The 13,148-nt window shown below is 36.9% G+C and carries 16 protein-coding genes; 13 read left to right on the plus strand and 3 right to left on the minus strand.

Annotation, left to right across the window (positions count from 1 at the left end; all coding sequences use genetic code 11):
• Positions 1–15: 15 nt before the first annotated feature.
• From O3622_RS01760 to xerS, 13 genes are all read left to right on the plus strand, one after another.
• Complete coding sequence (locus O3622_RS01760; protein WP_371606934.1) at positions 16–1,566, plus strand: chloride channel protein; 1,551 nt, start codon at positions 16–18, stop codon at positions 1,564–1,566.
• A 51-nt stretch (positions 1,567–1,617) separates the two neighbouring features.
• Positions 1,618–2,364, plus strand: coding sequence for a CPBP family intramembrane glutamic endopeptidase (locus O3622_RS01765; RefSeq protein ID WP_371606935.1), 747 nt, complete (start codon positions 1,618–1,620; stop codon positions 2,362–2,364).
• Positions 2,365–2,515: 151 nt separating this feature from the next.
• Positions 2,516–2,950: a hypothetical protein gene (locus O3622_RS01770; RefSeq protein ID WP_001065608.1), complete on the plus strand. Its 435-nt coding sequence runs from the start codon at positions 2,516–2,518 to the stop codon at positions 2,948–2,950.
• A gap of 100 nt (positions 2,951–3,050) precedes the next feature.
• Positions 3,051–3,476 (plus strand): hypothetical protein, encoded by a 426-nt coding sequence (locus O3622_RS01775; RefSeq protein ID WP_371606936.1) that lies wholly within the window; start codon positions 3,051–3,053, stop codon positions 3,474–3,476.
• A gap of 96 nt (positions 3,477–3,572) precedes the next feature.
• A complete protein-coding gene (locus O3622_RS01780) occupies positions 3,573–3,995 on the plus strand; it encodes a hypothetical protein (protein WP_255777555.1) in 423 nt (140 codons plus the stop codon).
• 94 nt (positions 3,996–4,089) lie between these two features.
• Positions 4,090–4,530 carry a hypothetical protein gene (locus O3622_RS01785; protein WP_371606937.1) on the plus strand — a complete coding sequence of 147 codons (441 nt, stop codon included), beginning with the start codon at positions 4,090–4,092 and terminating at the stop codon, positions 4,528–4,530.
• A gap of 407 nt (positions 4,531–4,937) precedes the next feature.
• Positions 4,938–5,369: a hypothetical protein gene (locus tag O3622_RS01790; RefSeq protein ID WP_045610486.1), complete on the plus strand. Its 432-nt coding sequence runs from the start codon at positions 4,938–4,940 to the stop codon at positions 5,367–5,369.
• A 99-nt stretch (positions 5,370–5,468) separates the two neighbouring features.
• Complete coding sequence (locus O3622_RS01795; protein ID WP_202612946.1) at positions 5,469–5,912, plus strand: hypothetical protein; 444 nt, start codon at positions 5,469–5,471, stop codon at positions 5,910–5,912.
• Between the two features lie 93 nt (positions 5,913–6,005).
• A complete protein-coding gene (locus O3622_RS01800; protein WP_000606020.1) occupies positions 6,006–6,434 on the plus strand; it encodes a hypothetical protein in 429 nt (142 codons plus the stop codon).
• The gene (locus O3622_RS01805; RefSeq protein ID WP_371606938.1) at positions 6,434–7,705 is read left to right on the plus strand and encodes a hypothetical protein; all 1,272 of its coding nucleotides are present in this window, start codon (positions 6,434–6,436) and stop codon (positions 7,703–7,705) included. Before O3622_RS01800 ends, O3622_RS01805 begins: the two co-directional genes overlap by 1 nt.
• On the plus strand, positions 7,687–8,079 hold the full coding sequence (locus O3622_RS01810) for a hypothetical protein (protein ID WP_000439964.1): 393 nt from the start codon (positions 7,687–7,689) through the stop codon (positions 8,077–8,079). Before O3622_RS01805 ends, O3622_RS01810 begins: the two co-directional genes overlap by 19 nt.
• Positions 8,060–8,350, plus strand: a complete 291-nt coding sequence (locus O3622_RS01815) for a hypothetical protein (RefSeq protein ID WP_371606939.1) — start codon at positions 8,060–8,062, stop codon at positions 8,348–8,350. The genes O3622_RS01810 and O3622_RS01815 overlap by 20 nt, the downstream gene beginning before the upstream one ends.
• A gap of 140 nt (positions 8,351–8,490) precedes the next feature.
• Positions 8,491–9,561, plus strand: a complete 1,071-nt coding sequence (xerS, locus tag O3622_RS01820; protein WP_000817856.1) for a tyrosine recombinase XerS — start codon at positions 8,491–8,493, stop codon at positions 9,559–9,561.
• 78 nt (positions 9,562–9,639) lie between these two features.
• On the opposite strand, the gene O3622_RS01825 is transcribed toward xerS, so the two are convergent.
• The 3 genes from O3622_RS01825 to lpdA all read right to left on the minus strand — a co-directional run bounded on the left by O3622_RS01825 (position 9,640) and on the right by lpdA (position 13,138).
• The gene (locus O3622_RS01825; protein WP_247943379.1) at positions 9,640–10,281 is read right to left on the minus strand and encodes a hypothetical protein; all 642 of its coding nucleotides are present in this window, start codon (positions 10,279–10,281) and stop codon (positions 9,640–9,642) included.
• 105 nt (positions 10,282–10,386) lie between these two features.
• Positions 10,387–11,376 (minus strand): lipoate--protein ligase, encoded by a 990-nt coding sequence (locus O3622_RS01830; RefSeq protein ID WP_049484467.1) that lies wholly within the window; start codon positions 11,374–11,376, stop codon positions 10,387–10,389.
• A gap of 58 nt (positions 11,377–11,434) precedes the next feature.
• Complete coding sequence (gene lpdA, locus O3622_RS01835) at positions 11,435–13,138, minus strand: dihydrolipoyl dehydrogenase (RefSeq protein ID WP_371606940.1); 1,704 nt, start codon at positions 13,136–13,138, stop codon at positions 11,435–11,437.
• Positions 13,139–13,148 lie beyond the last annotated feature (10 nt).

A 13,148-nucleotide genomic window follows, 5' to 3' on the forward strand; every position in this document is an offset into this window, starting at 1 on the left:
TTGGAGGAAATGATTATGGAGGAACAGTCAGAAATACTCCGATCCAAGAAAGAATTTGCCTTTGCCTCAAGTACCATATTATCCCAAGTTGGGCGGGGAATCATCGTCGGGCTAGTTGTCGGGCTCATCGTTGGATCTTTTCGTTTCTTAATTGAAAAAGGCTTCTACCTGATACAAGGCCTCTATCAAGATCAAGCGCACCTAGTGCGCAATCTTTTTATCATTGGTCTATTTTATCTAATTGTTAGCTGGCTTAGTGCGAAACTAACTCGGTCGGAAAAAGACATCAAGGGTTCAGGAATTCCTCAAGTCGAAGCCGAACTAAAGGGACTCATGACTCTCAACTGGTGGAGTGTCCTCTGGAAAAAATATATTCTAGGGATTCTTGCTATTGCCAGTGGCCTTATGCTAGGTCGAGAAGGACCAAGTATTCAACTTGGAGCAGTTGGTGGAAAAGGTATTGCCAAGTGGCTCAAATCCAGTCCGGTAGAGGAACGCTCCCTGATTGCCAGTGGTGCTGCCGCAGGCTTAGCCACTGCCTTTAATGCACCGATTGCAGGTCTCCTCTTTGTTGTAGAGGAAGTCTATCATCATTTTTCACGCTTTTTCTGGGTCTCAACTCTAGCAGCCAGTCTCGTAGCAAACTTTGTCTCACTACTCATATTTGGCCTAACACCCGTACTAGATATGCCAGACAACATTCCTCTCATGACCCTAGACCAGTATTGGATTTACCTCCTTATGGGAGTTTTTCTCGGGCTTTCTGGTTTTCTCTATGAGAAAGCTGTACTCAATGTTGGTCGAGTTTATGACTGGATTGGTAAAAAAATCCATTTGGATAAAGCTTATTATCCAATCCTAGCCTTTATCCTCATCATACCAGTCGGGATTTTCTTGCCACAAATCCTTGGTGGTGGAAATCAGCTTGTTCTTTCCCTAACTGAGCAAGATTTTAGTTTTCAAGTTTTATTAGCTTACTTTTTGATCCGCTTTGTTTGGAGTATGATTAGTTATGGAAGTGGCCTCCCAGGAGGAATTTTCCTACCAATTTTGGCGCTTGGTTCCTTACTCGGTGCCCTAGTTGGTGTCATTTGTGTGAATATTGGGCTTGTTAGTCAGGAGCAGTTTCCTATATTTGTCATTTTAGGAATGAGTGGCTACTTTGGGGCAATTTCCAAGGCTCCCTTAACTGCTATGATACTCGTTACTGAGATGGTAGGGGACATTCGCAACCTCATGCCACTGGGCTTAGTAACCTTGGTCGCCTACATCGTCATGGATCTGCTCAAGGGAGCACCAGTCTATGAGGCAATGCTAGAAAAAATGCTACCAGAAGAAGCAACAGACGAAGGAGAAGTCACTCTTATTGAAATCCCTGTATCAGATAAGATCGCTGGAAAACAAGTTCACGAACTAAACTTGCCACATAACGTACTCATCACCACCCAAGTCCATAATGGCAAAAGTCAAACCGTTAACGGCTCAACTAGAATGTATCTGGGTGATATGATTCACCTAGTGATTCCAAAAAGTGAAATTGGAAAAGTCAAAGATTTGTTGTTATAAGTTCTGTTTACATAATTTATTTTACGTAAAATATTATTGAAAGGATTCTCAATGAAAAGAAATAAGGCAATTGCGGTATATTTGCTAGGCACATTTAGCCAGTTAGTATCAGTTTGTCTCCTTTTCTTTCTCTTGAATCATTTTTCTATTCATTCCAATCTATTATCTATTTTAGGAATCTTTCTAGGTGGCATTTCTTCAGCTCTTTGGGGAACAATTGTTGTAAATCACTATTTTCATATTCATTTTAAAAAGATTGTAAAAGATTTTTTTAACATTCATACCAGTTATAAACACTATTTATTATCTTTTTTCCTTATTGTCCTTGATTTTTCTTTTCTAATGTTTGGTGGGAAAATAGTAGAATTTAGCTGGTATCTCCCATTTTTGATGTTCTTCAAATTTATTGTCTTTGGCGGTATAGAAGAGATTGGATGGCGATATGTCTTTCAACCAATTTTACAAGAAAAGTTGCCATATTTTTACTCAGCAATTCTAACCTTTTTCAGCTGGGCGATTTGGCATCTGTTGTTCTTTTACATTGATGGCTCCCTAGCAACTCTGCAAACTCTACCGTTTTTATTTGGATTGCTGACGAATTCTTTCATACTCTCAGCTCTTTATATCAAAACAAAGAATCTCTGGATTTGCGTTATGACACATTCGATCATTAATGTCTTGTCTCAGCTAACCATAGATACTGATCGATCCGAAACCTTCCTGCTTAAAATCTTCGTCATCTTGGTATCCTGCTATATGGTAGTACATAAAAAAGATGAGTATAATCGGTATAAATAAAATTAAATATAAACCTTCAAAACCAAATCAAAAAAGATTTGGTTTTTTAAGAATTAGAAATCTAATTTTCAGTATATAGTATGATTTTTACCCCCTACTTTGTAAAGAATGATTAGAATATTGTATAATAAGAAAAAGGAGAAAAGCATAAATGAATAATTCTGGAATTAAAAAAAGTCATACAAGAATACTAATCATTTTGTTACTCGCAACCATCACAGCAGGAGCTATTTTTATGTTTAGTTTGTTAGGAAAATCGCAAGAAGAACATCGGAATAGAGAGTATGAAGTAAGTTTGGTTAATGCCTTAAAGAATTCCTACCAAGGGATTGAAGAGATTAAAATTTCCAATCCAGAATACACAAGCCCTCCTGGTTCGTGGTCTTGTGATGTAGAAATCAAATTTAAACATGAAGTAAAAATTAAGTATGGTATTGGATATTCTCTAGACACTGAAGAAATAACAGATACTTCATTGGAATGGGAAAATAGAGTAAAAGATCGACAATTTTTAAATGAAAACAAGGGTAAAACTGCTTCGAAAATTAGGGTAACTTATTCTAATAATGACGAAGGAGAGCAATAATGGCATTTAGTTATACTGATAAACAACTCAATGAATTAAAGCATGGAAAGAATGTATATAGTGTCAATGCGGAATTTGCTGAGAAAAAGAGGGAATGATAATGAGTAAAGACAGATTAAGAAAAAGCTATAAACCATTATTCATAGTTTTACTATTCGTATTCATCACATTAGGAGGTGTTTTTATGTTTAGGTTGTTAGGGAAGTCTCAAGAAGAACGTCGAAATAGAGAGTATGAAGTTAGTTTGATGAATGCCTTAAAGAATTCCTATGAAGGGATTGAAGAGATTAAAATTTCTAATCCAGAATACACAAGCCCTCCTGGTTCGTGGTCTTGTGATATCGAAATTAAATTTAATGATGAAAGAACTCTTTCATATGAGATTAATCATCATTTAAACTATAAAATCAATTATGGTGGCCGTCAAGAAACAAACGAAGATTGGCAGTATTTAGAAACTCATAGAGGGAAAACTTTAAAGTCAGTGAGAATTACTTATTCTGATAGCGAGCAAGGAGAACTATGATGAATTTCCATTATACTGATGAATAATTTAAACCAAGATTATGCTGTTTATAGTGTGAACGAAAAGTCTTCAAGGAGAAAAAGGAGAAAAGCTTAAATGAATATTTCCAGCAATAAAAAAAGATATATAAGACTACTAATCGTTTTGTTACTCGTAGCCATCACAGCAGGAGCTATTTTTATGTTTAGGTTGTTAGGGAAGTCTCAAGAAGAGCGTCGAAATAGAGAATATGAAGTAAGTCTGGTTAATGCCTTAAAGAATTCATATGAAGGGATAGAAGAAATCAAAATTTCCAATCCAACATATACGAACCCTCCTGGTGACTGGTCTTGTAAGGTTGATATTTTGTTTGAAGATGGGGAAAAAATATTCTATGGAATTCCACATAACTTAGATGAGATAGAAACTTACAATGGTCGTATGACTTATGGACAGCGAGATTTTCTTAACCGAAGAAAAGGAATAACAACTAATACAGTTACGGTTACATACTCTAACAAAGAAAGAGGGGAACAGTAATGGTATTTAATTATACAGAAAAACAACTTAATGAATTAAACCATGGGAAGAATGTATATAGTGTCAATGCTGAATATACTGAGAAAAAGAGGAAATGATAATGAGTAAAGATAGATTAAGAAAAAGCTATAAACCATTATTCATAGTTTTACTACTCGCAACTATCACAGCAGGAGGTGTTTTTATATTTAGTGTGTTAGGAAAATCCCAAGAAGAGCGTCGAAATAGAGAGTATGAAGTTAGTCTGGTAAACGCCTTAAAGAATTCCTATGAAGGGATTGAGGAGGTAACGATTACGAATCCATCGTACAGCTCAATTCCTTCAGACGCTTGGGGGGCGGATGTGAAACTAAAATTTTTTGATGGAACATCTAAAGAACATGTTTTAGCTTTTGATATAAACTCGAATAAAATTAGGATTGGAGTATATAATAAGGGTGATGAAGAATTTCAACATTTTTTAAATTCTAGGCGAGGTTCTACTAAGTCAAAAGTTAAAGTTAAATATTCGAATGGTTCAGAAGGGGAGCTATGATGAATAAATACGTGTATACAGACAAACAACTTAATGAATTGAATCAAGGTCCGAATGTTTACAGTGTTAATACTGAGTTCGCACAGCGTAAAGAAAACCGAACAAATATTGTTACTGCTAAATCAGATAACGAGTTAAAAAAGGTGAAATCAACACTATAACCACCTCCGATGGTCAAGAATTCCGTGTCGTTGCGACTAAGTCTCACCGAGGAACAGGTTTTGATGGTTTGGCGGTAGGCTCCTATAGTCAACGGCAAACCGGGTTATAAAAGTATAGCTGTGATTGCTGCGGGAACGGATTCTGGGAGTCCTACTAAGACCTTATAGAAGTAAATCAACTTTTTCTTATTATAGTGTAAAATAGACTAATCTTATAGTATAACAAGAGAAAGGAGGAAATCTTAAATGAACAATTCCAGCATTAAAAAAAGTTATAAAAGGTTACTAATCGTTTTGTCAATCGCAATTATCACAGCAGGAGGTGTTTTTATGTTTAGTATGTTAGGGAAGTCTCAAGAAGAACGTCGAAATAGAGAGTATGAAGTTAGTTTGGTTGAAACTTTAAAAGATAGTTATGAGGGTGTTGAAGAAATTAGATTTTCTAATGCAAACTACACAAATCCGCCAGGAAGCTGGACTTGCGTAGTTGAACTATTTTTTAATGAGAGAAGCATAAAATATAAAATTAATTATTCAAAAAATGATAAACGTATTTCTGATGTATCCTTAGAAAGAGAGAATAGAAAAGAGGACCGAGAATTTTTAAATAGTCACTTGGGTAAGACTAGTAAACTCACAAAAATTATTTATTCAGATGGTTCAGAAGGAGAATATTAATGGTATACACTTATACTGATAAACAACTCAATGAATTAAATCACGGAAAAAATGTTTATAGTGTAAATTCTGAATATACTGAGAGGAGTGGAGATAACAATGAGTAAAGACAGATTAAGAAAAAGCTATAAACCATTATTCATAGTTTTTCTACTCGCAACTATCACAGCAGGAGGTGTTTTTATGTTTAGTATGTTAGGGAAATCCCAAGAAGAGCGTCGAAATAGAGAATATGAAGTTAGTTTGGTAAACGCCTTAAAGAATTCCTACAAAGGGATAGAAGAGATCAAAATTTCTAATCCAGAATATACAACCCCTCCGGGCGACTGGTCTTGTGATGTAAATATTCTATTTTCAGATAAAGTAAAAATAGAATACCGTGTAGGCCACTCTTTAAATGACGTTGAAAATTATAATGGTTTTGTTAATGGAAAAACAAATAAAAAAATAAACGACCAGTGGGAAATATTGAATTCTCATAAAGGGAAAACAACATCTTTAGTTACTATATATTATTCGGATAAAGAAAAAGGAGTACAGTAGTGGTTTCACTTATACAGATAAACAACTTAATGAATTAAATCAAGGGAAAAATGTATACAGTGTCAATGATGAATATGCTGAGATAAAGAGGAAATGATAATGAGTAAAGACAGATTAAGAAAAAGCTATAAACCATTATTCATAGTTTTTCTACTCGTAGCCATCACAACAGGAGGTGTTTTTGTGTTTAGTATGTTAGGGAAGTCTCAAGAAGAACGTCGGAATAGAGAGTACGAAATCAGCTTGGTCAACGCTTTAAAAAATTCCTATGAAGGGATTGAGGAGATTAAGATTTCCAATCCAAACTACACAAACCCTCCAGGTTCATGGTCTTGTGATGTAGAAATCAAATTTAATGATGAAAGAAAAACTAAGTATAGGATAGGCCATGGACTCCATGATAAAAAGAATTATCAAGGTTCATTGACCAATGAGAAAAGGCAATTCCTTAACAATTACAAAGGAGTGACCGACTTAAAAGTAATTGTTACATATTCAGATAATAGCACGGGAGAACAATGATGACATTTTCCTATACAGATGAGCAGTTAAACAATTTGAATCGGGATTATGCTGTATATAGTGTAAATCTTGAATTCGCTAAGCGTAACGGTCGGACTTATGTCAATTCAAATCTCAGTGAAAGTATATCTCCTGATGATTTAGAAAAAACCAACACCATAACTACCTCAGATGGTCAAGAATTCCGTGTTGTTGCCACTAAGTCTGACACTGAAACAGGTTTTGACGGGCTAGCAGTTGCACCTATTGTCAACGGCGAACCAGATTATAAAAATGTAGCTGTGATTGCTGCTGGAACGGATCCTGATAGTCCGGTGAATAAAACTATGTTTGGTTCACGCGATTTCTATAGTGCCATAATTGCAAGGCAAACTTACTTATCTCCACAATATAAGGTTGCAGATCAATTTGTTAAAGAAATTATGGATGATCCCAGATATGAAGTTAGCCAACTATCTGGCTATTCACAAGGATCTTACATGCTGAAGGTGGGAGCTAAATACCACATACCTACAACTACATTTAATGCTTGGTTTAAATACGGTGCGCTCACACTGGAAGAAAAAGCATTTATTGAAAATAATCCAGCTATGTTTATTGATTACCGTAGAAAACATGATGACGTAGTACGTTGGAATGATTTCAATCACCCTGAATGGTATTCTGGTATAACTGACTCTATGCCTAGTACGATTCACTGGCTTGATGGTTCGAGTCATAAAATTGGTGACTGGGAGTTTGATCCTGCAACTGGTCAACTTGTAGATGGCAAAGGAGGGAAACCCTTAATCAGTGGCGTTTATCGAGCCTATGCCAACAGTCTCCGAGGAATGGCTCATTACAAGGACTTGAAATCAAAATGGTCATCAGGTGGTATTAGTAGTTCTGAGGAAATATACTTAGATGCAGCTCAAGGTTCTATCCTATCATCATCTATGGCTACAGCAGCAAGAACTGGAGCTGATGAAGTGAGCGCCTTAGCCAAAAAAGCCAATCAAGAATTACAAGAAATTTGGTCAAAAATCGATTTTACAAGCTACACAGCATTAGCTCCCTATGAGGTTGATGCCATTTTTGCTAGTCAAGGTATTACTCAAGCACAGTTTATCGATACGTTTCAGACAGAGACAAATCAAACAGCTACTAAGATGAATGCTTCCGCCCAAGCATTTGAACAGTTAGACAAACAATTACAGGATGTCATTGAAAAAACAGTAGCAACAGACACACAATTTGCCAAGGAGTTCAGACAATGGAAAGAAAAGATGTGAAATGGGAGGAAATTAGAGAGAAAGAGAGAGAACTGTTTAATCTAGAAGAACAATATTATCAACAAAAGAAAGAACTCGATGATAAAGCCCTTGATCTAGACGAACGAAATGCAAATTTAGAAAAACTGATGTCTGATGAAGTTGATAAAATGTATCAAGTCTTGAGAAAATTTTCATCAACTGCTGATGATGTTAGAGACTACTTTACAGAAATAGAAAATCTGAGACACTTTTCGGAACAAGTATACCGAGAACATAGAATTAAACTCGAAAATGAGAGAGAAAAAAACGATAACGAGTTTCGCAAAAAAAGAAATGAATTAGAGGAAGAATTTCACAAACTAAGGAGAGATTATGCAAGCACCAATGAATGAATACTACACGGATGAAGAATACCAATATGCACTTAAACAAATGTATCGAATGATGGAAAGAAACCGAATCATTACGGAAGCAAAGTTAGCGATAACAGCAAAAAATAAATTAAAAGATAACTTTAATAAAGCAGCAAAGAAAATTGCTACAGAAACCAAATCAACCATTACAAGCATAAACAGCCAAATGGACACTGCAATTCAAGGTAAAGTTCGCAAGAGTCTTGAAGAAAAGATTCCGAATATATTGCTCAAGTATGATGAAATTTAATAAAGGGTTCAGGATAACTGGGGGAAAGTTAGACTTCTGTTTTAAGTTTCTTATAATATCTTTCCGAAAAACTATAATTTTCTTGAAAAATATATGAGTCTATGCTATACTACTAGTAGACTTAATTATGGAGAAAATACATGAAACGTGAGATTTTACTGGAACGAATCGACAAACTAAAACAAATCATGCCCTGGTATGTTCTGGAATACTACCAATCCAAGCTTGCTGTGCCCTACAGTTTTACAACCTTGTACGAATATCTCAAGGAATACGATCGATTTTTCAGCTGGGTTTTAGAGTCTGGAATTTCAAATGCTGATAAAATGTCTGATATTCCTTTATCTGTCTTGGAAAATATGTCTAAGAAAGATATGGAAGCTTTTATCCTATATCTACGTGAACGTCCATTGCTGAATGCTAATACAACCAAGCAAGGTGTATCTCAGACGACCATCAATCGGACCTTATCAGCACTTTCTAGTCTTTACAAGTATCTAACAGAGGAGGTTGAAAACGACCTGGGAGAACCCTATTTCTATCGTAATGTAATGAAGAAAGTTTCAACCAAGAAAAAGAAAGAAACACTTGCTGCTAGAGCTGAAAACATCAAGCAAAAACTCTTTCTAGGTGATGAAACAGAAGGTTTTCTAACTTATATCGATCAGGAGTACCCACAACAGCTCTCAAATCGCGCTCTCTCATCATTTAATAAGAACAAAGAACGTGATTTGGCCATTATTGCCCTTCTCCTAGCGTCTGGTGTCCGCTTATCTGAAGCTGTTAATCTAGATCTAAGAGACCTCAATCTCAAAATGATGGTGATCGATGTCACTCGAAAAGGGGGGAAACGTGATTCTGTCAATGTCGCTGCTTTTGCTAAGCCTTACCTAGAGAATTATCTAGCCATTCGAAATCAACGCTATAAGACGGAAAAGACAGATACAGCTCTCTTTTTGACCTTATATCGAGGCGTTCCCAATCGTATTGATGCTTCTAGTGTTGAAAAGATGGTTGCTAAGTACTCTGAGGACTTCAAAGTCCGTGTAACTCCACACAAACTACGCCATACCCTGGCGACTAGGCTCTATGATGCTACTAAATCGCAAGTTTTGGTCAGCCATCAGCTAGGACATGCCAGTACACAAGTCACTGACCTCTATACCCATATCGTCAATGATGAACAAAAGAATGCTTTAGATAGTTTATGATTGTTACATATTATAAATTATGTAAAGCAACTATTGCTAAAAAACGAAAGACCAATTCCTTTATCTTTCGTTTTTTATTTATTTAAACTCAATCCAGTAGTTACGGTGAGGCTCTATAATTACTGGTTTACCCCAAAAGGCTTGCAGATAGGCTAGATTTGCTGGGCTTACTGGTTTTTTTGAATCATTGTACTGCTCAGCACTCTCTTTAGTTAGAAAACATTTTACTGCTTCATAAGAAGTACCATCAGCTGATTCTCTTTCGATTCCCATATACGAAATTTCGTCACCATTTTTAAGATCGTCAGTTAACAGTTTACCAATAAAGAACACTGTCTTATCTTTCATAAATTCATAAGCCTTACTATTTTCAAGTCGGTTATTTGCTGCAGCAAACATAATACAAAAACTATCAACAATGTCCTTCAAAGACATTAAGTCCCCTTTGTTTACTTTGATTTCATCGGGGAGAAGACCGCCAATTATAAGATTTTGAAAATGGGCTTGCTGGATTACATTATCTAAAGCCATTCCCAGAGCTATTTGAACAGCTTGGTATCCTAAAGGTTGAAGCTCTTTGTATTTCATATCATAATGTTCTTGTGTGATGCTTATATTTAAACTTTCAGTTTGATTAATTTCTTCATTTCTATAGAAAGCAACAACATTACGGTCTAACTGTTCAAATAGATTAAGGCTTTCTACTGGAATTTCTAACATTAATGAATAACTCCTTTTCATTTTTCATCTCTATTATAATCTAATCAGCATGATTATTAAGTTTAACCCTAATAAAAGAATCCATCATAAATGGATTCTTTTTCCTTACCCCACTACTGCTTCAGCGATTTCTTCACGGCTGATACCAGCAAAGTAGCGTGTGATGTCAATAGTTTCTAGTGCCTTAAGAACATCTTCGCGTTCATATTTTACGCCACGAAGGACATCTTCTACAGCTGCAACGTCTTCGATACCAAAGAAGTCACCATAAATCTTGATATCTTGGATTTTTGATTCAATGACGTTGGCAAAAACTTCAACCTTTCCACTAGTGAATTTTGTTCCCCGACGAACGTTAAATTCAGGTGATTTACCGTAGTTCCAGTCCCAAGTACCGAACTTTGTATCCTTAATGCGATTGATTTCCGCCATTTCTTCTTCTGAAAAGACGTATTCAGTCATCTCTGGGTACTCTTTTTTCATGTATTCCAATAGCAAATCACGGAATTCTTCAACTGTGATTTTTTCTGGTAATTCATTGACAATATTGGTTACACGGGCACGGACGGATTTCACACCTTTTGATTCAAACTTATCTTTTGAAACCTTGAGGGCATTAGCAAGGACTGACAAATCAACGTCAAAGAGCAAGCAACCGTGGTGCATGATACGGCCATTGATATAGGCTTGGGCATTGCCACAGAATTTTTTGCCATCAATCTCAAGGTCATTACGGCCTGTGAACTCAGCTTTAACGCCTAGTTGAGCCAAGGTATTGATAACTGGAGTTGAGAAGCTCTTGAAGTCAAAGGCCTTGTTTTCATCTTCTTTTGAAATGATGGTGTAGTTGAGGTTGTTTAAATCGTGATAAACAGCTCCACCACCACTGATACGACGGACTACCTCAATACCATTTTCTCGAACATAATCACGGTTAATTTCTTCGATAGTGTTCTGGTGACGACCAACAATGATAGAAGGTTTGTTAATCCAAAGAAGGAAGATTTGATCCTCATCTAGTAAGTGTTTAAAGGCATATTCTTCCAAGGCGATATTAAAAGCAGTGTCGTTTGAATGATTGATAATATATTTCATGATATCCCTTTATACGATAGAGACTGGAAATAATCTTCCAGTCTAGTCTATCTTCGTTTTATTTTTTCTTAGGTGAATGGATGGCCATTCCTAGAACATCCGCAAACGCTTCGTACATCACTTCAGAGTATGTTGGGTGTCCGTGGATAGTCTTCAGCATTTCTTCGACAGTAATTTCCATTTCGATGATACTTGACGCTTCGTTGATCAATTCTGCAGCTGCAGGACCGATGATATGGACACCAAGGATTTCACCGTATTTCTTATCTGCAATGACTTTAACGAAACCTTGAGCCGCATCAGAAGCAATGGCACGTCCGTTAGCAGCAAAGTTGAATTTACCGATAGCGACATCGTATTTCTCACGAGCTTGTTCTTCAGTTAGACCTACTGCTGCTACTTCAGGAAGAGTGTAGATGGCTGCAGGAGTCAAGTTAAGTTTGGCAACAGCATGATTTCCTTTAAGGGCATTTTCAGCGGCAACTTCACCCATACGGAAGGCTGCGTGAGCCAACATCTTCGTACCATTGATGTCACCTGGTGCGTAAATTCCTGAAACAGAAGTTTCCATGTATTCGTTGACCTTGATACGACCACGATCCAATTCAAACTCAACATCGCCAATTCCTTCAAGGTCTGGCACACGACCGATTGAAAGGAGCGCTTTGCTTGCAATGATATCGTCTTTTCCTTCAACTTTAATACGAAGTTGACCATTTTCCTCGATGATTTCTTGCAGTTTAGTACCTGTCAAGATGGTCATTCCTTTACGTTCAAGGATCAAGCGAAGATTCTTAGAAACTTCCGCATCCATAGCTGGAACGATACGGTCCATCATTTCGATAACAGTTACTTTTGAACCAAATGTCATGAATGCTTGGCCGAGTTCGATACCGACAACCCCACCACCGATGATTACGAGGCTTTCTGGAACTTCGTTCATTTCAAGAATATCATCGCTGGTCATCACAAGTGGAGATTCCATACCAGGAACGTTAATCTTGCTGACTTTTGAACCACCAGCAAGGATGATTTTCTTGGTTTCAAGCAATTCAGAACCATCTACCAAGACATTCTTGTCTTTAGTAATCGTACCAACACCCTTATGAACAGTAACTCCGTAGCTACGAAGAAGACCCGCAACACCACCTACCAAGGTATTGACAACTTTAGATTTAGTTTCCAAAAGTTTGTCCATATCTACAGTGAAGTTTGGATTTTCAATGACGATACCACGATTTGCTGCATGACCGATATTTTCGATGATTTCAGCATTGTGAAGGTATGTCTTAGTTGGGATACAGCCGCGGTTCAAGCAAGTTCCACCGAGTTCAGATTTCTCAACAAGGGCAACCTTACCACCAAGTTGAGCAGCTTTAATGGCCGCTACATATCCAGCAGGACCTCCACCAATCACAACGATATCAAAGGCATCATCGCTCTTGTCGTCGTCGTTTGAAGCACTAGCTGCAGGTACAGGTTTTGATTCTGGCGCAGCAGCTCCAGCTGTTGGGATATTTTCCCCTTCTTCTCCAAGGTAACCGATAACTTCCGTTACAGGGACAGTTTCACCATCTCCTTTGAGGATGGCAATCAAGTATCCATCTTCTTCGGCTTCCAATTCCATGCTGACTTTGTCAGTCATGATTTCCAAAAGGATTTCTCCTTCTTTTACAAATTCTCCGACTTTCTTATTCCATTGGACGATTTGTCCTTCTGTCATATCCACGCCGGCTTTTGGCATAATTACTTCTAAGGCCATGTCTTACTTC

It is taken from the genome of Streptococcus sp. 27098_8_51 (assembly GCF_041432205.1).
Lineage (GTDB): Bacteria > Bacillota > Bacilli > Lactobacillales > Streptococcaceae > Streptococcus.